Below are 23,255 nucleotides of genomic sequence, written 5' to 3' on the forward strand. Positions count from 1 at the left end.
CAAGAGACTGCACATGACCGCCCCTCAACTCGAAACCCTCACCGTCTCAGTCCAGGACCACATCGCCACCGTCCGCCTGAACCGCCCCGACAAGGCCAACGCGATGAACGCGGCGATGTGGCAGGACATCCGCCGCGCCTTCGACTGGGTGGACGCTGAAGCACAAGCGCGCGTCGCCGTGCTGGAAGGCGAAGGCAAGCACTTCACCGCGGGCATCGACCTGGCCATGATGATGGGCATCGCCCCGCAGATCGAAGACCCCTGCGACGGCCGCACCCGCGAGGGCTTGCGCCGCGTCATCCTGGACATGCAGGACACCCTCACCAGCCTGGAGCGCTGCCGCAAGCCCGTGCTCGCGGCCATCCACGGCGCCTGCGTCGGCGGCGGCATCGACCTGATCTGCGCCGCCGACATGCGCTACTGCAGCGCTGACGCCTACTTCTCCATCAAGGAGATCGACATCGGCATGGTGGCCGATGTCGGCACGCTGCAACGCCTGCCCAAGCTCATCGGCTCGCAGGGCCTGGTGCGCGAGCTGGCCTACACGGGCCGGCGCGTGGAGGCGGCCGAGGCACGCGAGATCGGTCTCGTCAATCGCGTGTTCGACAGCCGCGAGGCGCTTGGGGTTGGCGTGCGCGAGATCGCCGCGACGATTGCGTCCAAGTCGCCCCTGTCCATCCGCGGCACCAAGGAGCAGCTGAACTACGCCCGTGACCACTCGGTGGCCGACGGCCTCAACTACATCGCGACCTGGAACGCCGCGATGTTGATGAGCGAGGACCTGACCAAGGCCATGATGGCCGGCAAGGGCGCGGCGCCCTCCTTCCGCAATTGAGCGCGAACGCAGCGGACGCAGGCACCGCCAAGCGGATCTGAGCACGGCCTGCCGCGGCGTGGTTGCTGCAGGCACCGGAGAGCAGTGGCTCAAGTCTCGAGGGCATCGGCGCCTGCAGCCAACAATTCGTGCGTCGAAAAAAGCGCGCTGTGATGGGCCGCCGACCGGATTCGTTCAGCCAGGGAGACCGCGTGGATTTCGCTCAACGGCAGTACCGCCCGGGCAGGCGCTTCACCGGCATCGGCGTCGTGGTGCTGTTGCATCTCATGCTGGGTTGGGTCTTGGTCAACGGCCTGGCACACCACATCGTCCAGATGGCCCAGAAGGCCCCCGTAGAGATCAAGCTCGTCCATCCAAAAACACCGCCGCCGCCATCGCCGAAGATGGCCTTGCTGCCACTGCCTACCTTGTCTCCGCCGCCGCCGCGCTTCATACCGCCGCCGGAAGTGCAAGTCACGCAGCCGCCGGAGACGACCGTCGCTGCCACAGCCATCCCCCAGCCTTCGCCTGGCGCGGGCACTGAAGCGGCACCTCAACCAGGCCGGGGCCAGCCGGGAGGTGCGCTGGTGCGCACGCCGTTGCAACTGGACTTCAGCAAGTGCGGCTCGCCGACCTATCCCGACATCGACGTGCAAGGCACGACGATGGTCGTCTTCACGATGGACATCACCGGCGCCATCTCTGAAGCGCGGGTGGCCGAGTCCAGCGGTCCGTCACGCAGGCACAAGGTGCTCGACAGACTGGCCGTCAACTTCGTGCTGTCCTGCAAGGGCACGCCCGGCACGGTGAATGGCAAGCCCGTGCCGCTGCGCGGCATCACGCCCATCACCTGGAACCTGAAGGACTGAGAAGGCGGCTTTGGCCAGGACGGGCGGGCCCGCCCGCGTGCGTTGGCCATCCGGCGTCCCTCGCGCCGCGCTGAATCCCATGGCTAATTCCTTTTCGTGCTGTCCGGCGCGAGCTTGCGCCGCCTCATGGCTTCCATGCGCAGCCCCTGCGCGGCAGCAATCAGTTGCATCTGCTGCTCGATTTTTCCAGCACGAAGCGCCATGGTCTCGAGGAAGGCTGCCGAGGCTTCCGCGTTGGAGATGAACTCCACGCTTTGCAACACATCCTTTTTGTCGATGGTCCACTCCTTGAACGGCGCGTCGGGCGCTGGGTTGCGACGCATCTCCGCAAGGATGTCGCCGCGGGTCACACCTGCTTGGAGGCGGCCCTGCCACTGCTTGGCCCATTGGGCCGAAGGCGCGTCGCGCACGTTCTGCGCCAGCGAAACGAGCGTATGGTGGGCCTCATCCGCATTGCCGGCATAGGCGTAGGCCAGCGCAGCGGAGCGCGCGAGCGCGTCGACTTCGCGTGCGGTCTGCCAGGCCGAGATGACACCCTCCAGCGCTGCGCTGTCCGGGGCATCCGTGGCGGCCACCTCGGTTTTGAAGGCGGCCAAGGCAGCTTCCGGCGATTGCGGGTTCAAGCCGCGGGCGCGCTGCAGGTGGCCCTGAGCAGCCTGGAGATAGGCGCGCCTGGCATCGCCCTCGTTGCGCTCGGCCAGGCGCAGGTTCGCCATGCCCAGCAGATACCGGGCCTCGAAATTGGCGTCCTCCCCTTGCAGCACGGCATTCAGCGCAGGCAGGGCCTCCTGCGGGTTCCCCCAGTCGATCTGCGCCCGGCTCAAGGTGAGGCGGGCCAGGTCGTCGTTCGGGAACTGCGCCGCCAGCCCTGCGACCTTCTTCAACAGCGCCTCCCCGGCTGGCCGGCTCGGGCACGCCTTCAAGGCGGCATCCGCCAGCACGAATTCGCCTGCCGCACGGGGCAGCGCATGAAACCTCACCCGGCTGGCGGGCAGCGATGGGAGCGCCACACGCAGGGCATCCGTGCCCCGAAGGCTATACCGCCACATCACCTGGTCGATCTCGGATGCCTTCAGGCCGTAGGCCCGCTCGAAGGCTGTCGTCGGGGAGGCGCCGCGGTCGACGAGACCGAGATAGCGGTTCAGGCGCTGGCGCCTGTCGTCCGACGACAGCATGTAGTGCGTCAACAGCCACGACTTCGCCTCGAACTCCAGTCGCGCCCCGCCCGGTCCGGCATCGTTGTGGGCGTTGGCGAGCTTCTCCTCCAGGACGTCGCCATATTCCAGGCTGGATACCCGGTTGTCTCTGACAAGTCGCAGGTAGCCGCCGATGTCCTTCGGCACCCGGCCCACCACCATCTGCTTTTCCGAGAATCGCGCGGCGGAGAAGTACTGCGCGAAGCCGTCGACGAACGACGTCGGGATGCGGATGTCCGTGTGGCGATAAAGGAAGTGCCGCGCATACGCCTCGAAGACATAGGACAGGGTGTCGTCCAGCGGTGACCGGTCGAGTTGCTCGTCGGCGAGGCTGGGGACGCGTTCCAGATGCACCCCGAACCCCTGGACGCCGGAAGCGCAACTGCTGTACAGGCCCACGGCATCAGCCGGCACGCTGGCGTCGACCTCACGCAAGGCCGAGACTCGGCTGTGGTAGTACAGCGTCAGCTTCGGTTCCTGCTGCTCGGCCTTGCCCTTGGTTTGATGATTAGGCCGGGTGTACAGGCGCAGCACATGGTCGAGCTTTTCCAGGTTGTCCAGCAATTGAGTGACGTCTTCCTGATTGGCGTCGGAGTACACGACGAAGCGCTGGCTTTCGGCCCGGACCCACGCGGAGAGGTCGTCCTTCTTGCCGGCCACCTCCACGCGCTCCAAGTTTGCCGGGCGGGTTTGCTGGGCGCCGGCGGCGCAGGCCGACAGCAGACAGAAGGCGGCAGCGAGTGTGTTCGCCCAGGGTTCTTTGCGCATGGCTATCCTTTTCTTTTGAAGTGTGGCGGTGCATGGTTGCGGAACCGAGTCTTCATCCTAACTGGCCAGTCAGTGCCGCACCAACTCCACGATGGACTGTTCTTTCTATCCTTCCTGCCGCAGTTCGTCGTCGCGTCGCAGGGCCAGGTGAAGTGGCAGTTGCGCCTACTGGTCACAGCGCAGGCGGCGGGCTGTTCGGGTTGCTGGGCTACTTCTCCCGCAGCACTGAGAGGGCGGCACTGACCGGGGATGGACTGCGCCTGTCCGCGTTAATTTGCCACCCGCCGTGCCGCAGCCGCGCGCCCCGCTGAAGCCCCGGGCCTATTCCTTTTTCGTGTCGTCCGGCGCGAGCTTGCGCCGCATAAGGGCTTCCATGCGCAGCCGCTGCGCGGCAGCATTTAGTTCGCTCCGCAGATTTAGATTAATAGAATTTGGTTTCGAATTCGGCGGCTCAATCACCGGCGCGTTAATCGCCTGGGTATCGATGAAGTCCGCCGAGGCTTTCGCACCGGAGATGAACTCCACGCTTTGCAGCACTTCCTTCTTGTCGATGGTCCACTCCTTGAACGGCGCGTCGGGCGCTGGGTTGCGGCGCATCTCCGCAAGGATGTCGCCGCGGGTCACGCCCGCTTCGAGGCGACCCTGCCACTGCTTGGCCCATCGCGCCGCAGGCTCGTCGCGCAGGTTCTGCGCCAGCGGAACGAGCGCTTGGTGTGCCTGGTCCACCTTGCCGGCATAGGCGTAGGCCAGCGCTGCGGAGCGGGCGAGCGCGTCGACTTCGCGCGCGGTCTGCCAGGCCGAGATGACACCCTCCAGCGCTGCGCTGTCCGGGGTGTCCGTGGCGGCCACTTCGGCCTTGAAGGCCGCGAAGGCTGCTTCCGGCGATTGCGGGTTCAGCTTGCGCGCGCTTCGCAGATGGCCCTGGGCGGCCTGCAGATAGCCGCGCTGGGCATCACCTGCGTTGCGCTCGGCCAGGCGCAGGTTCGCCATGCCCAGCAGATACCGGGCTTCGAAGTTGGCGCCCTCCTCTCCCAGGACGGCATTCAGCGCAGGCAGGGCGTCCAACGGGTTGCCCCAGTCGATCTGCGCCCGGCTCAGGGTGAGGCGGGCCAGGTCGTCGTTCGGGAACTGCGCCGCCAGGCTGGCGACCTTCTTCAGCAAGGCCTCTCCGGCCGGCCGGCTCGGGCAGGCCTTCAGGGCGGCATCCGCCAGCACGAATTCGCCCGCCGCGCGCGGCAGCGCCCGGAACTTCACCTGGGGGACGGGCAGCGATGGGAGTGCCACCCGCAGGGCATCCGTGCCCTGTTGGCCATACCGCGACATCACCTTGTTGAGCTCGGCTGCCTTCAGGCCGTAGGCAGTTTCGAAGGCGGTCGTGGGGGAGGCGCCGCGGTCGACGAGCCCGAGATAGCGGTTCAGGCGCTCGCGCCGGTCTGGCGACGACAGCATGTAGTGCGTCAACAGCCAGGACTTGGCCTCGAACTCCAGGCGCACGCCGCCCGGCCCGTCGTAGTTGCGGGCGTTGGCGAGGTTCTCCTCCAGGACGTCGCCATATTCCAGGCTGGAGACCCGGCTGTCTTTGAGCAGTTGCAGGTAGCCGCCGATTTCGTTCGGAATCCGGCCCACCACCATCTGGCTTTGCGAGAACCGCATGGCGGAGAAGTACTGCGCGAAGCCGTCGATGAATGACGTGGGGATGCGGATGTCCGTGTGGCGATACAGGAAGTGCCGCGCATACGCCTCGAAGGCATACGACAGGGTGTTGTTCAGCGGTGATCGGTCGAGTTGCTCGTCGGCAAGGCTGGGGACGCGTTCCAGATGCACGCCGAATCCCTGGACGCCGGAGGCGCAGCTGCTGTACAGGCCGACGGCATTGAGCGGCATGCTGGCGTCGACTTCACCCAGGTCCGAGGCCCGGCTGTGGTAGTACAGCGTCAGCTTGGGTCCGCGCTGCTCGGCCTTGCGCAGGGGCTGCGTATACAGGCGCAGCACATAGTCGAGCTTTTCCAGGTTGTCCAGCAGCTGCGTGACGTCTTCTTCCCTGGCGTCGGAGTACACGACGAAGCGCTGGCTCTCGGCCCGGACCCACGCGGAGAGGTCGCCCTTCTTGCCGGCCACCTCCACGCGCTCCAGGTTTGCCGGGCGGGCTTGCTGGGCACTGGCGGCGCAGGCCGACAGCAGACAGAAGGCGGCGGCGAGTGTGTTTGCCCAGGGTCCCTTGCGCATTGGCTATTCCTTCAGGAAGTGTGGCTCGGTGCGTGGTCGCTGATCCGAGCTTTCATCCTAACGGCCAGTCACTGCCGCACGGGCGCGCGCGGCGCTACTCGCAGTCCTCCAGCGCCATCAGCAGCCGGGTGCGATGCTCCCGCGCCACGTCCCGCCAGTGCATGCCGATCAGCGCGCCCTCGAGGGCCCAAAGCAGGTTCAGCGACACCTTGTTGTGCCCGGCCCGCTTGGCCCTGGCGTAGGTGGCGACGGCGCCCAGCGCGCGCAGCTCTTCAAGCGTCGTGACGCCGACGCTTGCCAGCATCGCGGCGGACTTGGGGCCGAGGTTGGCCAGGGACTCGATGCCTGACATGTCCGTACCTTAGTCGATCTGATCGATCGCCCAATCGAACGACGGGTCGCCCACGTCGTTGTGCGCGATGTTGAAGTCCTTGCGCTGGATCAGCAGGTCCACATAGGCGCGGCCCTTGTAGCGCGCTTCGTAGGCGATCACGTCGTTCACGTTGCCCGGCGCATTCGCACTGGTCAAGATCAGGTGCACTGGCAGACGGGGGTTGGCCGCGAAGCGCGCCTGTTCGTCCTGGATGTTCTTGGCCGTCAACGCCCAGAAGGAGCCGTCGAACAGCAGGTAGTTCCTGAAGAAGGGCGTGCCCACGGCTTCGGTGCTCAGCAGGATGGAACCCAGCAGCCCGCCGTAGGACGTGCCCGAGAAGCTGCGCACGCCCGTCGTGCGGTAGCCGGCTTCGATCAGCGGCGCCAGCTCCTCCTTCAGGAAGCGGGCATAGGCCGGCGCGCCGTTGACGGTGTAGTCGATGGCCCGGCGGTCACCCGGGCCTTGCTCGATGTTCACCAGGATCATGGCCTTGCGGCGCTTGTCCAGCAGCTGCGAGAACGCGTTGAAGCTCCATTGCCCGTCGGTCGCATACATCACCGGATAAGCCTTGCCCGAGGCCGCGTAGTTCTCCGGCAGGTAGACGTGGTACGGATAGGTGATGCCGGTGATCCTGGACGTGATGGACTTGTCGCGCTCCAGCGTGCCGGCGTAGACATAGTTGGGCGTGACCAGCACCGGCGGCTGCGTGACGGCCGGCGGCGCGTCGCTGCTCGACCCACCACCGCCGCAGGCGGACAGCAGGCAGGCAAAGCTCAGCAGCAGGCACAGGCGTCTGGACATGGAAGGGCCCTCAAGTTGCCCGCTGCGCGGTTCCAGGCACTGCGGTCATGCAGACCCCCGGCGCAGCAGCGTCAGCCCGATCAGCCGCGACACCACGGCCGCCAGGTAGCCTACGCCAACGAACATCTCCAGGCTGGTCGCAGCCCGAGCCAGCGGCCGCACCGGGATGACGTCGCCGATGCCCGTGCTGGACAGCAGCGCGAAGCTCAGGAACATCAGCTCGGACCAGGTGCGGGGCAGCTCGGCGTTGACGGCAGCCGAGAAGCTGCCTGGCTGCACGGCCTGCAGCACCACGAAGCTGTAGGCAAAGCCCCAGGCCAGCAGCGTGAAGGTGGCGCCGGCCGCATACAGCTCGTCGGTCGTCGCGTGCATGTCGCCCATCATGTAGGCGACAAGGCTGCCGGCGGCATAAAAGTAGAACAGCGCTTCCAGCGCGGCGGACCAAGGCTGCAGCCAGTGCATTTCCCACACCGCCTGCAGCACCAGCATGACGATGGCTGGCAAGGCCAGGCACACGCTCAGCCACGTCAGGCCCGGCGTGCGGCGCACCGTGCCGGTCGTGAAGATCAGCACCGTGATGCCGAAGGCGCTCAAGGCGATGGGACCGGCACGCGTCGATTCGAGGATGGGATAGAGCAGCAGGCCGACCAATTGCACGATCAGCAGGATGGCCGACGGGTGGCGGCGCGTGAGGGCGAGAAGTCTTCGGTGACGGACTTGCATGCCTGCATTCTGTGTCCGTCCGGCTTCGCGCCAGGCGTGAATCAGGGGCGCGCCTCGCTCGACTGTCCACTGACCCGAACCGGCGCGCTTCCTTCGGCGGATCTCAGGATGGCGCCGGGCTTCGCGATTTGAGATCGACTGAAGTCGCCGTTCGCGCAAGCCGGTTCAGCGACGCCGACGAAGCACCAGCGCCAGCAGGCCGCCGCTCAGCAGCAGCGCCATCGAAGGCTCGGGCACTGGCGCATAAGGCACGGTCCAGTCGACGCCGCTCTGGCTGCTGAGCGTGTAGCCGATCGCATTGCCAGCCAGGGTGACGCCGCTGACGCCTTGCCATGTCAGCGTGCTGGCGAAGTCGCTGCTGGCCTCGCTGAACCAGTTCGGCCCGGCGCCGGCCGTGCCCGCAGACGCCCGCGAGAAGACGCCCAGCTCGAACGGCGTGCCCAGCTTGACGGTGACGCTGAAGTTGACGTCCTGGTCGATCACCTGGTGGAAGGGAAAGCCGCCCTGCCCCTGCCCCTGGGAGCGAAAGCTCTGCCCTGCAACCGCCGTGTTGTTGAGCCAGACCTGGCTGCCGATCCGGGTGTAGCTGTTGCCAATGGGCAGGCCATCGAGCACGCCGTCGAGATGGACGCTGAAGCTCAGCACGGCGTTCTGGCCGATCTGGGCCGGGTTGGCCGGCATCAGCGTCCACGTGTCCGTCCAGCCTGCCGTGCTTTCGGCGGCCGCGAAACCGGCGCTGGCATTGGCGCGGAAGTGGGCGTACATGCCGACCGAACCGTAAGCGGCGCTGCCATGCGAGTCCGCCTGAATGGAAGGCGTCGCCTGGTTGTAGGTGCCGCTGGTCGCCAGCTGCTGTCCCGGCATCGTGGTCGAGGCGGCGTTGCAGCTGGACAGGCCCGGCCGCCAGTCGAACAAGTTGCCTTCGGTCGGGAAGGCGCCGGTGGCCAAGCCGGCGCAACTCGATACGAGAGCGCCCGTGGCACCGAGATCCTGCTGGCTCAGTTCGGCCGCGAAGGTGGGCAGGCTGGCCAGCGCGAGGGGCAGCACTTTGAGGCAGAGGCGCATGTCGGGCTCCTTGTGTAGTGGCCAGAGACTACGCGTCCACCCAAGCGCCGTCAGTCCCTAAATCCGGCTGATCCCTTGCGTGCTGGAAATACGTCTGTACACCGCGGGTGTCGCATTCGGGGCCGCCGAAATGCTGGTGCTTGCGTTCTCTTGTCAGCGAACGGGCTGGGGATCAATGGGTTCGACTCGACCCCGGCGTTCGGCTTTTCCGCGGGCGCTTTTGTCGGCCTTCTGCCCTGCTCCTTACAGCACCACCCCCATCCGGGTGGTCACTGCGAATCTAGGGAGTAATGCCTGCGGCCCGGCGGCGACTGCAGCACGCAGGGTATTGCCCTGCGTGCCAACCAACAGGAGATCTCTCAAATGAACAACGACCATCGCGCCGCCCCTTCCCCCCACGGAACAGCCATCACGTCCCATCGGCTGCGCGCCATCGGGCTGGCATTTGCGGCTGCCCTCTCGCTTCCTCAGCTGGCCGCGGCACAAGCGCCGGCCTACCAGATCACGTTCAAGAACCTCACGAGCGACGCCGCGGCAACCGGAGCGGCGACGACACAGACCGGCCAGCGACTTTCGCCACCGGTTTTCATCACGCACAGCGACGCCTACACGGCCTTCACCGTCGGCCAGGTCGCACCCGAGACGATCTGGCGCATTGCAGAAGGTGGCGACCGCAGCTTCCTGCTCAACGAAGTGAACGCCCTGGTCGGCACGAGCGTGCGAAGCGTTGTGGCACCGCTGTCGGCCCCCCTGCCTCAGCAGAACTCCGTGACGGTCATGGTAAATGCCGACGCGTCCCACCACCTGCTGTCGTTTGCCAGCATGCTGGGTTGGACGAATGACGGCTTCGTCGGCGTCAGCGGCCTGGACCTGTCGACCATCACCGGCACCGTCACGATCAACCTGTACGGCTACGACGCGGGTTCGGAGAAGAACAACGAGGCCAACGGCTTTCTCGGCGCACTCGGGCTGGGCAACGCGCGCGATCCCGAAGGCGGTTTGATCACCACCCACCTGGGCATCCGAGGCGATGCGAACGCACCAGCGGCCTGGAACTGGCTGCCTGGCCCCGCAGCCAGCCTGACCATCAGCGCGGTGCCGGAGCCAGGCAGCTGGGCGCTGCTGGCGGGTGGCTTGCCGCTGCTGATGCTGCTGCGCAGGCGGGCGACACGCGCGGCACGCTGAGGCGGACTTTGGCTTTGAGACCCGCCGCCCGACCGCGCATCAGCGGGGGCGGGTCACCAACGTAGCGACGCCCAGCGCCGGCCCAACCAAGGCGAGCGAGGCCGGCTCGGGCACCTCCTGGCGGCTGCCGCGAAAATCAGCGGCGCCCTGGTAGCACCAGGCACCTGCTGCTGCAGTGCCGCCGCGGCAGCCGGCCGAGAGACCATCGGCCGTGTCGTTGTCGTTCAGAGCCTGGTTGCTCATGGAGAAGGTCCACTGAACGTCAGCGAAACCACCAAGGGCATCGGGGATGGCGTTCGAATTGAACGCAAATTTGGCGCCACCCAGCCCGGGACCCGCCAGATCCACATCGAACAGTCCAGCGCCGAGGCTGTTCACCACGGCGCCCGACAAGGAACTGAAGGCCGCCAGAACGACCGCATTGCCCACACCACCGCCCAGATAGCCGTGGCCGGTCAGCGTCAACCAGGGTTTCATGCGCCGTATCGTCGCGAGGTTCGCTGTCGAGCTTTGAGAGAGCAGGTTCACGACCGCGTCGGCGTAGTACAGGGAGATGGTGGCGCCCGTGAACTCGACACCCTGGCTGCCGAAGTTTTTCGAACTCTTGAACGACGCCACGTAATACAGAGCGCAGCGCCCCCCACCCTCGCAATAGGCGCCGGCGCCGTTCACCGACAGCACCTGGCCATAGGCCGTGGCGTCCTGGCCATTGCCGGTCACCCAGGTCTGCGCCATGGTGGCCGTCTCGAGATGGGCCGGCGCCAGGCTGGAACCAAAAACGATGCCGCCAACGACGACATCCTTGGCGCTTGCGTTGCGACGATAGGCCGGGCGCCGCTGCATGCTTTCGCGTGACGCAGGGTCGGCAGCGCTCATGGCGGACCGGCCATCCGGCACCGCTACACCTTTCGGCTCGTTGCTATGGTCGAGCGCGCCGGTTTGTCGGTGCAAAGAGTCTGCGTCGACCTGCTCGGCGCGGTTCTCGCACCCTCCCGCGTCGCCCTTGCAGGCCGCCTCGCAGCGGGCATTGGGAGCGGCCAGTATCAACATCATGCTGATGGCCGGAATGAGCGAGTTGCCGCCCCGTCGCCAAGATGTCAAACGCATCGTTTCCTCCGTGGTTCGCTTCACGATCAGTGCCAGCTTTGTCTTACGCCTTGCATCCTGCAGGTTGAGCCGGCCGGCTGGATTCCTAACGCGCCGACAGCGGGTGCAAGAGTTCCTTAGCTGACGATACCCCGGCTCTTCAACGCCGCGATCTGCTCGTCGGTGAGCCCCAGCTCCTTCAGCACCGCGTCCGTGTCCTGCCCCAGCGCCGGCGCGTTGCGGCGGTGGCCGCCCGGCGTGGCCGACAGCTTGGGGCAGATGCCGGGCACGTCGAGAGCGACGTCGCCGGGCAGTTGCACCTGCTGCAGGTGCCGCGCGCGGTAGTGTGGGTCGGCCGCGATGTCGGCCACCGTGTAGATGCGCCCGGCGGGCACGTCGGCGCCTTCCAGCGCCGCCAGCACCTCGTCCACGGTTCGCTGCGCGGTCCAGGCGGCTATGGCCGCATTGATCTCGGTCACGCGGGCCACGCGGCCGGCGTTGTCGGCCAGCGCGGGGTCCTGCCCGAGGTCGTCGTGCTGGATGAGCGTCATCAGCCGGCGGAAGATGCTGTCGCTATTGCCGGCGATCAGCGCATGGCCGCCGTCGGCGCAGCGATAGGCATTGCTCAGCGCGATGCCCGGCATGCCGCTGCCGGCCAGCTCGCGCTCGATGCCGAAGGCGCTGTACTCGCGGCTGGCGCTGATGCGTTCGCCTTGAGGGACCCGCGGCGAGAAGCCTTGCTTGATGAGCGTGATGCGCGTGGCGAAGTCGGCGTCCTCGCGCGGCAAGGTCATCAGCAGATGCAGGTGGTCTGGCGGCATGCAGATCGCGTCCATGACGAACGGGCGTGACTTGCGTACGGCGCGGAAGCTGTCCCGCAGTGCGTCGATGTTCTCGGTCAGCGGTCGCCCGCTGCGGTCGGCCACATTCAGCGCGAAGAAACAGCTGGCACACGGCGTATAGGCTCTGCGGTAGCGCATGGGCTCTTCGTAGGTTGGGGTGAACGGAGTGAACCCCAGCGCATTCTGCCGGCCGAGATGTTGGGGTTCGCAGGCTCACTCCAACCTACGAGTCAGCACCCCGCGGCGCCGGTTGTCGCATCATCCTCACCTGGGCAACATGTAAGGAATCCATAGCGGGAGTTGCCATGCTTGCCACCCTCACCAGCACAGGCCAGGTCACCCTGCCCAAGGAAATCCGCGACCGGCTGGGCCTGGACGCCGGCTCGACGCTGGACTTTGAACTGATGGCAGACGACACCATCATCGTGCGCGTCATCAAGCCCAATGCGCTGCGCTTGCGCGGGCTATTGAAGTCGCCCCACGCTGCGCCGCTGTCGGTGGAAGACATGGACGCCGGCATCGCCGCACAGCTGCGATGCAAGCACACGAAGGCCAAACGGTGATCGGGCTCGACACCAACGTGCTGTTGCGGCTGTGGCTGAACGATGACCCCTCACAGGCGCCGCGCGTCGAAGTCCTGCTGAGTGAACACGGCCAAGGCATGGGCTCACTGCTCGTGGCCGACGTGGTTGTTGGCTGAGGCACTGTGGGCTCCGGCGTCGGCCTATGAGCAGGACAAGGCCGCCCCAGTTTGGGCCGTGCAGGCCCGTTGGACGAGCCTGCGTTTGGCTTCGCAGCACAGCGATGCGGTCGCGGTGGCGGCCGACCTGTTCGCGAAAGCGTCGTGCGGGTTCTCGGACTGCCTTATTGCGGCCAAGCACCAGCAGCTCAATTGCGAATTCACGGCAACGCTCGACCGGCGGATGGCGAAGTTGCCGAGGGTGAGGGTGTTGTGAGCGAGCGGAATTCGTAGGGCGGGTTGGCCGAAGGCGTAACCCGCGATTTCGGCGCGCGCATCCCATCAAAATTTGCAGGTTCGCGACCCGCCCTATCCGCCGGCTGTAGATTTCAGACTCAACTCCAGTTACTGCCTGTCCATGAGCTATTCGCCAAGAATTCTTCAATACTTTGGGTCTATTGAAACGGCGGACGGCAGCGCCGAAGCAATGCTGTGCATCGACGATGACCGACCTCACGATTTCATGTTCCACCTGTGGGGTCACGGCGCTGACCCTGTAGGCTTCTTGGCGACGCCTTTTGCAGATGGGGAAGGCGCAATCAACGTGCGGCCGCAGACGATGTTCGTCAGGGCCGCGAACGGCTCGCTGTATCCGGATTCCGCCAAGACTGGCGATTTGGATGGCTTCACTGCCAACCTCAGGCGCACGAAAGCGGGGTTTGCAGGATCATGGAGCCACGTGGATGGACGTGGCGGGCGCGTGCTTCTGTCAGAGGGCCCTCACGGTCACGAACTCATTGCTGAGTCTTGCGAGACTTGGGACCAATTCAAGACGTGGGCAGTACGCGCGCGCCAGTCTTTGGACGCGGTTCTTTTCCGGGGTCACGGCAGCAACAAGTTCCGTTTGCAAACCACCCTGCATCGCGCGGGACGGACGCGACTCGACCGCTACTGCGCTGAAATCCTGCCTGCGTTCCATGCCCAGGTGGAAGCGGTGCTGGGTCTGAAGCTAGACATGACCGATGGGCGCGACTATGCGCTGGTCATGGGCTTGGCACAGCACCACGGCCTTCCAACGCCTCTTCTCGACTGGTCTGAATCACCATACATTGCGGCGTTTTTTGCCTTCTCCGATGCGCTGGAATACGCGAGCGCGCGTACCGATGTCACACACGTGAGGGTGCTTTCGCTTGCTCGGGATTTCGTAGACGTTTCATCTCCGCCAACCGTGGTGCTCGAGTACGCGACGCCTTACGTGGCCTGCCTTGCTATTCCACCCCGACTAAATCCACGCCTTCAAGCGCAGCAGGGCCGATTTTTAGTCACCAACATTGCGGACGTGCAGCGTTGGTTCGGCAAGGCTCAGAAGCAGGTGGATGAGTCCTTCCTCCACGCGATAGACATACCGGTCGAATGTGCGCGGGAAGCCCTTGAGGACTTGAAATTCATGGGTGTGACAGCAGCGACGATGTTCCCGGGGCTAGATGGCGTCAGCCGAAAACTGCGCCACGAAATGGCCTTTAGCCGCCCTCCCATTCGATCGGCAGGCCTTCCTGCCGAAGCTGCCGCGCCATTGCAGCCCGAGCATGCGGCCGGAACAAGTGGGCCCGATGAAAAGGAATAGTGCTGCCGCTGAGCAACCATTCGCACATCGACGGCTACCGATCAATAGCCCTGCGGGACCTGGACCCGCCCGCTGCATCTACGGTGGCAGCTTACGTCCCCACATCTGACCGCGCAGCATCCAGCCCAGGACCCATGCGCCTTGCATGTACGTCAGACTGACAACGTTCTTTGTGTCGCCGCCACGCATCCACGCAATGCCAACCGGGTCATCCACTTGGGGAGTACCACGAGGAACGGGGTCAGGTCTCAAATCTCAACCCCTCCGCCCTCAAGCCACCTGCGCCACCAACTTGACCCCAAGCGCCGCACACACGCGCTGAATGGTGTCAAAGCGCGGCCGAGCGCCGGGCCGCAGCGCCTTGTAAAGCGCCTCGCGGCCGATGCCGCTGGCCTCGGCCATCTGCGTCATGCCGCGCGCCTTGGCGGCGACGCCCAGCGCGTGTGCCAGTTCCCCTGCGTCGCCCTCGGCCAACACCTGGTTCAGGTATTCGGCAACGTCGGCCTCGTCCGCGAGTTGCTCTGCCATGTCAAAGGCAGGCAGATCGGCCAGCTTGGTTTTCCTGCTCATGGTTCGTCACTCCTCAAGGGTTTGGGCCAGCACCTGGGCGGCCGCAATGTCCGCCTTCTGGGTGGACTTGTCGCCCCCGCACAGCATGACGATCAACACGTCACCCCGCTGCACGTAGTACATGCGCCAGCCCGGGCCGAAAAACTCGCGCATCTCCATCACGCCCTGGCCCACGGGATTCACATCACCCAGCAGCCCCCGTTGTGCCTTGTCCAGGCGCCGGGCCAGCCGGATGCGCGTCGCGCGGTCCTTGAGACCCTGCAGCCAGTCCGAGAACTCGGGCGTCAGCAGGACTTGGTACATACGCCCAATTGTATTCGCTCGACTACAAAATGGGGAGTCCCGCCTGGCTCAAGCCCTGGCGAGGCCGCTCAAAACAAGAAATACCTCTGCGCCATCGGCAACTCCTTCGCCGGCTCGCAGGTCAGCAGCACGCCGTCCGCCCTCACCTCGTAGGTCTGCGCGTCGATCTCCATGACCGGCAGGTAGTTGTTGAGCAGCATGTCGGCCTTCTTGACCGAGCGGCAGCCCTTGACCGGCACCAGGGTCTTGGCCAGGCCCAGCTTCTCGACATTGCCCTTCCCTGACTGGCTCACGAAGGTCAGCGACCCCTGCTGAAGCGCCGCGCCGAAGGAGCCGAACATCGGCCGGTAGTGCACCGGCTGCGGCGTCGGGATGGAGGCATTCGCGTCGCCCATCGCGGCGGCGGCGATGAAGCCGCCTTTCAGGATCAGTGACGGCTTCACGCCGAAGAAGGCGGGCTTCCACAGCACGAGGTCGGCCCACTTGCCGACTTCGATGCTGCCCACCTCGTGGCTGATGCCATGGGCCAGTGCGGGGTTGATGGCGAGCTTGGCCAGATACCGCTTCACGCGGGCGTTGTCGTTGCCAGCGCCGTCGCCGGGCAGTGCCCCGCGCTGCACCTTCATCTTGTGCGCGGTCTGCCAGCAACGCAGGCTCACCTCGCCCACGCGGCCCATGGCCTGCGAGTCGGACGAGAACATGCTGATGGCGCCGAGGTCGTGCAGGATGTCTTCGGCAGCGATGGTCTCGCGGCGGATGCGGCTCTCGGCAAAGGCCAGGTCTTCGGCGATGCCCGCGTCCAGGTGATGGCAGACCATCAGCATGTCGAGGTGCTCGTCCAGCGTGTTGACGGTGAACGGCCGCGTCGGGTTGGTGGAGCTGGGCAGCACATTGGCTTCGCCCACCACGCGCATGATGTCCGGCGCATGGCCGCCGCCCGCGCCTTCGGTGTGAAAGCTGTGGATGGTGCGGCCCTTGAAGGCGGCAATCGTGTCTTCGACGAAGCCGCTTTCGTTCAGCGTGTCGGTGTGGATGGCGACCTGCGTGTCGGTCAGCTCGGCCACGTTCAGGCAGTTGTCGATGGCCGCGGGCGTGGTGCCCCAGTCCTCGTGCAGCTTCAGGCCGATGGCGCCGGCATCGATCTGCTGCATCAGCGCCTCGGGGCGGCTGGCATTGCCCTTGCCCATGAAGCCGAGGTTCATCGGGAAGGCTTCCGCCGCCTTCAGCATCGTGGCGATGTGGTGGGGCCCTGGTGTGCAGGTGGTGGCCAGCGTGCCGGTGGCGGGGCCGGTGCCACCGCCGATCATGGTGGTCACGCCGCTCATCAGCGCCTCTTCGATCTGCTGCGGGCAGATGAAGTGGATGTGGGTGTCGATGGCGCCGGGCGTGACGATGAAGCCCTCGCCCGCAATGATCTCGGTGCCGGGGCCGATGACGATGTCCACGCCGGGCTGCACGTCGGGGTTGCCGGCCTTGCCGATGGCCGCGATGCGGCAGCCGCGCAGGCCGATGTCGGCCTTGACGATCCCCCAGTGGTCGACGATGACGACGTTGGTGATGACGGTGTCGACCGCATCACCCGGGCCGGGCCCATTGATGCGTTGCGACTGGCCCATGCCGTCGCGCACGGTCTTGCCGCCCCCGAACTTGACCTCTTCGCCGTAGCCGCCGGCACGCAGCGTCAGGTCCTGCTCGATCTCGATGATGAGGGCGGTGTCGGCCAGGCGCAGTTTGTCGCCGACGGTGGGGCCGAGCATCTCGGCGTAGGCGCGTCGGGAGATTTTCATAGCTTGCCTTGGACGAGGCCGCGGAAGCCGTAGACGGTGCGGTCGCCGGCCAAGTCCACCAGCTCAACGGTACGCGACTGCCCGGGCTCGAAGCGCACGGCCGTGCCGCTGCAGATGTTCAGGCGCATGCCGCGTGCGGCCTCGCGGTCGAAGCCGAGGGCCGCGTTGGTTTCGGCGAAGTGGTAGTGGGAGCCGACCTGGATGGGCCGCTCGCCGGTGTTGGCAACCTTCAGCGTCAGCGTGCGGCGGCCCGGGTTGAGTTCGTGTTCGCCGTCGGCGGTGATCAATTCGCCCGGCACCATCACTTGCGGCCCTTGGCGAACCACCAGATTGCGACGCCGGCCGCGGCGACGAGGGCCGTCATGCCGACGCCATCCCAACCGTGCAGGTGGACACTCGGTGCGCCATGGCCGTCGTGGGCCAGGGCGGAAGCGCCGATCAACGGCAGCAGCAAAAGCATTTTGCGCATGGGAAGGGCTCAGGCAATGGGTTGATGAACGGTCACGAGCTTGGTGCCGTCGGGGAAGGTGGCCTCGACCTGGATCTCCGGGATCATCTCGGCGATGCCGTCCATGACATCGGCCCGGGTCAGGATCTCGCGGCCCTCGCTCATCAGCTGCGCGACCGTCTTGCCGTCACGCGCGCCTTCGAGGATGGCGGCGCTGATGAAGGCGACGGCCTCGGGGTAGTTGAGTTTCAAGCCGCGCGCGCGGCGGCGCTCGGCGAGCAGCGCTGCGGTGAAGAGCAGCAGCTTGTCTTTCTCTCGGGGAGTGAGTTCCATCTCGCTTTGCTCGATATTTTTCAGTCAGCCCGAGCGACCGCAAAGGCCGGTCGAACACGTGGAGTGAGTTCCATCTCGCTTCGCTCGATATTTGATGTCGACCCATCGTAGCGAACACCTAGCTTGAAGCGTGCCAGAAGCAGCGCTTCCCTAAGTCTGGGGATTCGGGGGCCGGAACCGAGGCTCAGGATGCTTGTCTGCACGCCCATTTTTCAGGAGACAGCCATGCCCATCCCGCTCAAAGGCCACGGCCTGCTCGGTACACGAGAACAGAAGTTCGTCCGGCTGCTCCCCGAGAACCCCCGGCCCTTCAGCGACGCCAGCCTCGACGCGCTGGCCGCGCTGATGGTCGTGCCCGACGACGAGCTCAACGACGGCGCCGACGCCGAGGAGAACCTCAAGGTGCCGGCCGGCTACACCTACTTCGGCCAGTTCATCGACCATGACCTGACGCTGGACATCACCTCGTCCTTCTCCCGACCCACGGACGCTGCGTCCAACCTGCGCAACCCGGCCTTGGACCTGGACTGCGTCTACGGCGCCGGCCCACAGGACCAGCCTTACATGTACGCGGCCGACGGCGCCACGCTGCTGATCGACCCCACTGGCCTGGATCTGATGCGCCAGCCGGCCAATGGCCGCGCCATCATTGGCGACAAGCGCAACGACGAAAACTCCATCGTCTGCCAGATCCAGCTGGCCATGATCAAGTTCCACAACGCCGTCGTCGCCAAGCTGGCCGCCAGTGGGGACACCAGCAACCTCTTTGAGCGCGCCCGCGCCGAGGTCACCTGGACCTACCAGCGCGTCGTGCTGGAGGACTACCTGCTGCGCATCGTCAACACCCACACCTACGACTTCTTCACGCAGCGCCGCGCCGCACTCGGCGATGCGGCCTACGACCTTTACGTGCCGACGCTGCGCACCCAGCTGCCCAAGGAATTCGTTGGCGCGGCCTACCGCTACGGCCACTCCATGGTCAGGCGGGGCTACCGGCTCAACAGTGCGACCAAGAAGCTCATCTTCGACGGCGGCGACCTCACCGACGACAGCCTGATTGGCTTTCAGCCGCTGCCCGCGGCGCACGTCATCGACGACTGGGGCCGTTTCTTCTCGCCGAGCTTCGGCATCCCCGTCAAGAACGGCCCGGAGCCGGTGGAGAACAACCCCGCCGTGCGGCTGCAGTGGGCCTACAAGATCGACCCTTCGCTGGTGGACCCGCTGGCCAAGCTGCCACCCAGCGTGGGCGGCGGTGCGTCGCTGGCGAGCCTGAACCTCAAGCGCGGCAACCTGCCCAGCTACGCCATCGCCACCGGCCAGGCCTTTGCGGCCAAGCTGCGCGAGAAGCCGCTGACCCCGGACGAACTGATGGTGCGTGCCGAAGGCACCGACGGCTTCACGTTCAAGAGCATCGAAAGTGCCGACAAGCGCTTCCTGACAGAGACGCCGCTGTGGTTCTACATCCTGGCCGAGGCGCAGGCGCCGGTGTTGAGCTACTGGCGCGAGGCGGGCAAGCGGGACCTGAACGACGACGACTTCGCCAGTGGCCCCTGCTCGATCTCCCAGCTCGGCCCGGTGGGCGGGCGCATCCTGATGGAGGTGTTCAACGGCATCGTCGACGCCGACCCGCGCTCCTTCCGCAATGCCGCGCCGGCGGGCTGGGTGCCGATGATCGGCAATGAGATCAGCTTCTGGAACGTGCTGAAGTTCACCGGGCTGGTCTGACCCAGTCGACCAGCACCTCGGCCGCGTTCGGCTTGCGTGCCGGCCCGGCGGGGCGGCGTGCGGGCGTGCCCAGCGCGATCCAGCCGACCAGCGTCTCGCCCGGCTCGCAGAAGGCCGCGGCGATGGCCGGGTTGCGCACCTTGGCGCCGCTGAGCATCTTGCCGCCGAAGCCCAGCGCGTGCGCCGCCGTCAGGAAATTGGCGATGGCGCCGCCGACGGCCGCCCATTGCTCATGGGCCGGCACCTGCGGGTGGCCCAGGTCGATGCGGGCGACGACGGCGACCGTCATCGGCGGTTTCAATGCCCGCTCGGCATCCAGGGCCGCGCCCTCTTCGTCCTTGCCGGCCGCACATGCCGCGTCGGCAAACAGGGCGGCCATGCCCTGTTTTGCGGCACCACGCACCAGTTTGAATCGGTAAGGCACCAGTTCGGCGTGATCGGGTGCACGCAGGGCCGCGTTGGCCATCAACGCAAGCTGCTCGTCGTTCGGGCCCGGCTCGACGAGGTGCTTGGGGCCGACCGAATAGCGGCTCAGCAAGGCTTGCAAGGATTCGGGATTCATCGCGTGAGGCTCCTGCGGGCGATCCAGGACAGTGCGTCCACCAGGCCGACCAGCGCGATCATGCCGGCCAGCACCGTGCAGGTCTCGGCCATCTGGAACAGGCCCAGGTGGTAGCTCAGCATCTGGCCCAGGCCGCCAGCGCCAACGACGCCCATCACGCTGGCCGCGCGGATGTTGTTCTCCCAGCGGTACAGCGTGTAGCTGACGAGCTGGGGCAGCGTCTGCGGCAGCGTGGCAAACAGCCACACACGGCCCTCGCGCAGGCCGCGCTGGCGCAGCGCGAGTGCACCGGCCGCCGGTGCGTTCTCGAAGCTCTCGGCAAACAGCCGCCCCAGCACGCCGCTGGTGTGCAGGGCCAGGGCCAGCGTGCCGGGCAAGGGGCCGAGGCCGGCGACGATGAGCAACTGCGTGGCCCAGACCAGTTCGGGCACGCTGCGCAGCAGGTTCAGCAGCATGCGCGCCGTCGCCCGGCCCAAGCCCTGGCCCGAGGCCGGCAGCGCCAGCAGCAGGCCGCCAACGACCGCCAGTGCTGTACCGAGAGCCGACATGGCCAAGGTCTCCAGCAGCGCCCAGCCGGTCTTGGCCAGAAATGCCGGCGCCAGCTGCGGCGGGAAGAAGCTCATTCCGAAACGGCCCATGCTGGCCAGCGCATCCACGCCCAGGAAGGCCGACCACTGCAGGTTCAGCGACCAGAAGCTGGCGACGACCAGCACCGCCAGGCCGGCCAGCACGGCCCAGGTCGACGCTCGAACGGGTTCGCGCTTCATGCCAAGCGCCCGCGCAGCCAGCGGCTGAAGGCGTCGCTGGCCATCACCAACAGCACGAAAACCAGCAGGATGGCGCTGACCTCATTGCCCGCGAACATCTTGGACGCGTTGTCCAGCTGCTGGCCCAGCCCGCCCGCACCGACAAAGCCCAGCACGACCGAAGAGCGCACCGCGCATTCCCAGCGGTAGACGGTGTAGCTCAGCAGCTCGGGCAGGCAGCTTGGCAGCGCACCGAAGCACAGCGCCTGCCAGCGCGTGGCGCCGGCGCTCAGCAGGGCCTGGGTGGGCGTGGCGTCGGCGCTTTCCAGGATCTCGGCGTAGACCTTGCCCAGCATGCCGCCGTAGGCGATGGCGATGGCCAGCACGCCGGCCGTGGCGCCCAGGCCCACGACGCGCACGAACACCAGCGCCCAGATCAGCTCGGGAATGGAGCGCAGCGCCACCAGCAGCGCCCGCACCGCGCGGCGCAGCCAGCGCGCCGGACCGGGGCGGCCTTCCAACGTGCTGGCGGACAAGCGCGCCGTGGCCAGCAGCGACAGCGGCACGGCCAGCACCAGCGCCAGCGTGAGGCCCGCGGTCGCGATGGCCACCGTGCGCCAGGTGTCCAGCGCCAGCATCTGCAGGAACTCGGCGTCGCTGCGCATGTGGATGAACTGCGCGAGATAGCGCCCGGTGGCGCGCAGGCCGCGCTCGTCCAGCAGCGTCCAGGGCTTGAACTCGGACAGCACCAGCAGCGGCCACAGCAGCACCAGGCCGATCAGCAAGGCCAGCCAACGGCGACTCAGCGCCGGGTCGCGCAGGGCGGGGTCCGTCACCGGCACATCGCCTGCGGCAGGGCCACCGGCTGAGGCAATGGCGCGATTTCGGGCGGCGGCTCCAGCTGGCTGCGGTAGAGCTCGTCCAGCAGCTCGCCGGCGAGACCCGCGGGCGGGCCGTCGAACACCAACTGCCCGGCCCGCAGCGCGATCACGCGCGGAAAACGCGCCAGCGCCAGGTCCACCTGGTGCAGGCTGCAGACCAGCGCGGCGCCAGCGGCGCGGGCGCCGTCCTGCAGCGCCGCCAGTGATTGGCCGGCGCGGGTCGGGTCCAGCGCGGCCAGCGGCTCGTCGGCCAGCCACAGCTGGGTGTCGGACACCAGCAGCCGCGCCAGGCCCACCCGCTGGCGCTCGCCGCCGGAGAGGCGGTCCACGCGCAGCCAGAGCTTGTCGGGCAGGCCGAGCTTGTCCAGCGCGTCCTGCGCGAGCGCAGCGTCGGGCGGGCTCCACAGGGTGCGCAGTGCGCGGCCGAAGGACATGCGCGGCAGCCGCGCGGCCAGCACGGCCACGGCCACACGCTGGCGCGGCGGCAGCGGCGGGTGCTGGGGCGCCAGCGCGATGCCGGCGCGCAGCCGGCGGCGCTCGGCGCGCGCGAGCGCCCAGGGGTCGCGCCCCTGCAAGGTGAAGCGGCCGGCCAGCGGGCATTGCATCAGTGCGAGCAGGTTCAGCAGCGTCGTCTTGCCAGCGCCCGAGGCGCCGATGACAGCCACCTGCTCGCCGGCGGCCAGCCCGAGAGTGATGCCGCGCAGCACCGGCGCCACACCGCCCAGCGCGGCGGCGTCGACGCCATTCAGTTCAATCATTTCAACAGGCCAGCGTTCTCGGCGGCGGCCTTGATGCCGGTGTAGTTCTCGGGCTTGCTCGGGATGAACTTGGTCGCGCGCTGCAGGCCCAGGATTTCCTTGCCCTGCGGCGTGTTCGGGTCCAGCGCCAGGAAGGCGGCTTTGATCTTGTCCTGCAGGGCCTGCGGCATGTCGGCGTGGACCGACCAGTTGTAGTCGTAGTAGGGCGGCGTCGTGAAGAAGACCTTGACCTGGCTGGTGTCGACCTTCTTGTCGGCGATGAACTTCTCCCACACCGAGATATTCAGCGCGCCGGCGTCGACCTTGCCGCTGGCCACCGCGGCGATGGTCGCGTCATGCGCGCCGCTGAAGGCCACGCGCTTGAGGTCGACGTCGGGGTTGATCTTGGCGGCCAGCAGGAAGCTGCGCGGCATCAGGTGGCCCGAGGTGCTGCTCTGCGAGCCGAAGCTCAGTGTCTTGCCCTTCAGGTCTTCCAGTTTGTTGATGCCGCTCCTCGCATCGGTGATGAAGACGGAGCGGAACTTCTCGTCCTCCTCACGCTGCACCAGCGGGACGATCTTGCCGCCCGAGCGCACGTTGGCCTGCACGAAGGTGAAGCCGCCGAACCAGGCCAGGTCGATCTTCTTGTTGACGACCGTCTCGACCGCCGCGGCGTAGTCGGTCACCGGCGTCCATTCGACCTTCATGCCAAGCTTGCTCTCCAGGTACTGGCCCAGCGGCGCGAACTTGCGCGCCAGCTCGGTGGGCGATTCGTCGGGGATGGCAGTCACGCGCAGCACCTGCTGGGCCTGCACCGCGGCGCCGGCAAGCGCCAGCACGGCAACCAGGCCACGCGCCACACGGGCGACGGAACGGGGGAAGGCGGTCATCAAGGTTCTCCAGTCGTGGGAA

The 23,255-nt window shown here is 66.7% G+C and carries 26 protein-coding genes and 1 pseudogene; 8 read left to right on the forward strand and 19 right to left on the reverse strand.

Translation table 11 applies throughout. From position 1 onward, the window contains the following. The first annotated feature begins 13 nt into the window (after positions 1–13). The gene (locus tag ASC95_RS24165; protein ID WP_057300203.1) at positions 14–835 is read left to right on the forward strand and encodes a crotonase/enoyl-CoA hydratase family protein; all 822 of its coding nucleotides are present in this window, start codon (positions 14–16) and stop codon (positions 833–835) included. Between the two features lie 191 nt (positions 836–1,026). Beyond that, positions 1,027–1,683: an energy transducer TonB gene (locus ASC95_RS24170; protein WP_162250842.1), complete on the forward strand. Its 657-nt coding sequence runs from the start codon at positions 1,027–1,029 to the stop codon at positions 1,681–1,683. An 83-nt stretch (positions 1,684–1,766) separates the two neighbouring features. On the opposite strand, the gene ASC95_RS24175 is transcribed toward ASC95_RS24170, so the two are convergent. The 6 genes from ASC95_RS24175 to ASC95_RS24200 all read right to left on the reverse strand — a co-directional run bounded on the left by ASC95_RS24175 (position 1,767) and on the right by ASC95_RS24200 (position 8,835). Beyond that, complete coding sequence (locus ASC95_RS24175) at positions 1,767–3,647, reverse strand: hypothetical protein (RefSeq protein ID WP_057300205.1); 1,881 nt, start codon at positions 3,645–3,647, stop codon at positions 1,767–1,769. Positions 3,648–3,968: 321 nt separating this feature from the next. Further along, positions 3,969–5,765, reverse strand: a complete 1,797-nt coding sequence (locus ASC95_RS24180; RefSeq protein WP_235538037.1) for a hypothetical protein — start codon at positions 5,763–5,765, stop codon at positions 3,969–3,971. Positions 5,766–5,967: 202 nt separating this feature from the next. Then, entirely contained in the window at positions 5,968–6,225 is a 258-nt protein-coding gene (locus ASC95_RS24185) for a TfoX/Sxy family protein (RefSeq protein WP_057300207.1), read from the reverse strand. 9 nt (positions 6,226–6,234) lie between these two features. Further along, entirely contained in the window at positions 6,235–7,047 is an 813-nt protein-coding gene (locus tag ASC95_RS24190) for an alpha/beta hydrolase (protein ID WP_057300208.1), read from the reverse strand. Positions 7,048–7,092: 45 nt separating this feature from the next. Beyond that, positions 7,093–7,770, reverse strand: coding sequence for an ion channel (locus ASC95_RS24195; RefSeq protein ID WP_057300209.1), 678 nt, complete (start codon positions 7,768–7,770; stop codon positions 7,093–7,095). Positions 7,771–7,935: 165 nt separating this feature from the next. Beyond that, the gene (locus ASC95_RS24200) at positions 7,936–8,835 is read right to left on the reverse strand and encodes a PEP-CTERM sorting domain-containing protein (RefSeq protein ID WP_057300210.1); all 900 of its coding nucleotides are present in this window, start codon (positions 8,833–8,835) and stop codon (positions 7,936–7,938) included. 363 nt (positions 8,836–9,198) lie between these two features. On the opposite strand from ASC95_RS24200, the gene ASC95_RS24205 reads away from it, so the two are divergent. Beyond that, positions 9,199–10,020 (forward strand): spondin domain-containing protein, encoded by an 822-nt coding sequence (locus tag ASC95_RS24205; protein ID WP_057300211.1) that lies wholly within the window; start codon positions 9,199–9,201, stop codon positions 10,018–10,020. A gap of 39 nt (positions 10,021–10,059) precedes the next feature. Here ASC95_RS24205 and ASC95_RS24210 read toward each other — a convergent pair whose 3' ends face one another. Beyond that, positions 10,060–11,151 (reverse strand): hypothetical protein, encoded by a 1,092-nt coding sequence (locus tag ASC95_RS24210; RefSeq protein WP_157256479.1) that lies wholly within the window; start codon positions 11,149–11,151, stop codon positions 10,060–10,062. A gap of 92 nt (positions 11,152–11,243) precedes the next feature. After that, positions 11,244–11,795, reverse strand: a pseudogene (locus ASC95_RS24215) (CoA transferase); the annotation flags it as partial. Between the two features lie 458 nt (positions 11,796–12,253). On the opposite strand from ASC95_RS24215, the gene ASC95_RS30165 reads away from it, so the two are divergent. The 4 genes from ASC95_RS30165 (at position 12,254) to ASC95_RS24230 (ending at position 14,251) form a co-directional block, all read left to right on the forward strand. Next, positions 12,254–12,511, forward strand: coding sequence for an AbrB/MazE/SpoVT family DNA-binding domain-containing protein (locus ASC95_RS30165; RefSeq protein ID WP_082568053.1), 258 nt, complete (start codon positions 12,254–12,256; stop codon positions 12,509–12,511). After that, positions 12,508–12,648 carry a hypothetical protein gene (locus tag ASC95_RS30925; RefSeq protein ID WP_157256480.1) on the forward strand — a complete coding sequence of 47 codons (141 nt, stop codon included), beginning with the start codon at positions 12,508–12,510 and terminating at the stop codon, positions 12,646–12,648. Before ASC95_RS30165 ends, ASC95_RS30925 begins: the two co-directional genes overlap by 4 nt. Beyond that, positions 12,641–12,904, forward strand: a complete 264-nt coding sequence (locus ASC95_RS24225; protein ID WP_057300213.1) for a PIN domain-containing protein — start codon at positions 12,641–12,643, stop codon at positions 12,902–12,904. The genes ASC95_RS30925 and ASC95_RS24225 overlap by 8 nt, the downstream gene beginning before the upstream one ends. Positions 12,905–13,045: 141 nt before the next feature. Next, on the forward strand, positions 13,046–14,251 hold the full coding sequence (locus ASC95_RS24230; protein WP_082568054.1) for an FRG domain-containing protein: 1,206 nt from the start codon (positions 13,046–13,048) through the stop codon (positions 14,249–14,251). Positions 14,252–14,521: 270 nt separating this feature from the next. Here the strand turns inward: ASC95_RS24230 and ASC95_RS24235 are convergent, their stop codons facing one another. The 6 genes from ASC95_RS24235 to ASC95_RS24255 all read right to left on the reverse strand — a co-directional run bounded on the left by ASC95_RS24235 (position 14,522) and on the right by ASC95_RS24255 (position 17,692). Next, on the reverse strand, positions 14,522–14,821 hold the full coding sequence (locus tag ASC95_RS24235; RefSeq protein WP_057300215.1) for an addiction module antidote protein: 300 nt from the start codon (positions 14,819–14,821) through the stop codon (positions 14,522–14,524). 6 nt (positions 14,822–14,827) lie between these two features. Further along, positions 14,828–15,124: a type II toxin-antitoxin system RelE/ParE family toxin gene (locus ASC95_RS24240; RefSeq protein ID WP_057300216.1), complete on the reverse strand. Its 297-nt coding sequence runs from the start codon at positions 15,122–15,124 to the stop codon at positions 14,828–14,830. Between the two features lie 68 nt (positions 15,125–15,192). Next, a complete protein-coding gene (gene ureC, locus ASC95_RS24245; RefSeq protein ID WP_057300217.1) occupies positions 15,193–16,911 on the reverse strand; it encodes an urease subunit alpha in 1,719 nt (572 codons plus the stop codon). Continuing rightward, positions 16,908–17,213, reverse strand: a complete 306-nt coding sequence (locus tag ASC95_RS24250) for an urease subunit beta (protein WP_057300218.1) — start codon at positions 17,211–17,213, stop codon at positions 16,908–16,910. The genes ureC and ASC95_RS24250 overlap by 4 nt, the downstream gene beginning before the upstream one ends. Beyond that, a complete protein-coding gene (locus ASC95_RS31525) occupies positions 17,213–17,380 on the reverse strand; it encodes a hypothetical protein (protein ID WP_200960194.1) in 168 nt (55 codons plus the stop codon). The genes ASC95_RS24250 and ASC95_RS31525 overlap by 1 nt, the downstream gene beginning before the upstream one ends. 9 nt (positions 17,381–17,389) lie before the next feature. Then, positions 17,390–17,692, reverse strand: a complete 303-nt coding sequence (locus ASC95_RS24255) for an urease subunit gamma (protein ID WP_056195107.1) — start codon at positions 17,690–17,692, stop codon at positions 17,390–17,392. 225 nt (positions 17,693–17,917) lie between these two features. Between ASC95_RS24255 and ASC95_RS24260 the strand changes: the two genes are divergently transcribed. Then, entirely contained in the window at positions 17,918–19,417 is a 1,500-nt protein-coding gene (locus ASC95_RS24260) for a peroxidase family protein (RefSeq protein ID WP_057300219.1), read from the forward strand. Here the strand turns inward: ASC95_RS24260 and ASC95_RS24265 are convergent. Genes ASC95_RS24265 through ASC95_RS24285 form a run of 5 tightly spaced genes read right to left on the reverse strand, consistent with a single transcriptional unit; the run spans position 19,401 to position 23,233 of the window. Beyond that, positions 19,401–19,979 (reverse strand): nitroreductase, encoded by a 579-nt coding sequence (locus ASC95_RS24265; protein ID WP_057300220.1) that lies wholly within the window; start codon positions 19,977–19,979, stop codon positions 19,401–19,403. The genes ASC95_RS24260 and ASC95_RS24265 overlap by 17 nt on opposite strands. After that, the gene (locus ASC95_RS24270) at positions 19,976–20,746 is read right to left on the reverse strand and encodes an ABC transporter permease (RefSeq protein WP_057300221.1); all 771 of its coding nucleotides are present in this window, start codon (positions 20,744–20,746) and stop codon (positions 19,976–19,978) included. The genes ASC95_RS24265 and ASC95_RS24270 overlap by 4 nt, the downstream gene beginning before the upstream one ends. Then, entirely contained in the window at positions 20,743–21,561 is an 819-nt protein-coding gene (phnE, locus tag ASC95_RS32095) for a phosphonate ABC transporter, permease protein PhnE (RefSeq protein WP_235538038.1), read from the reverse strand. Before phnE ends, ASC95_RS24270 begins: the two co-directional genes overlap by 4 nt. Continuing rightward, positions 21,558–22,364, reverse strand: a complete 807-nt coding sequence (locus ASC95_RS32100; protein ID WP_057300223.1) for a phosphonate ABC transporter ATP-binding protein — start codon at positions 22,362–22,364, stop codon at positions 21,558–21,560. The genes phnE and ASC95_RS32100 overlap by 4 nt, the downstream gene beginning before the upstream one ends. Continuing rightward, positions 22,361–23,233: a putative selenate ABC transporter substrate-binding protein gene (locus tag ASC95_RS24285; protein WP_057300224.1), complete on the reverse strand. Its 873-nt coding sequence runs from the start codon at positions 23,231–23,233 to the stop codon at positions 22,361–22,363. Before ASC95_RS24285 ends, ASC95_RS32100 begins: the two co-directional genes overlap by 4 nt. Between the last annotated feature and the right edge of the window lie 22 nt (positions 23,234–23,255).

Origin of the sequence: Pelomonas sp. Root1217 (assembly GCF_001425705.1) — a bacterium.
Lineage (GTDB): Bacteria > Pseudomonadota > Gammaproteobacteria > Burkholderiales > Burkholderiaceae_C > Pelomonas.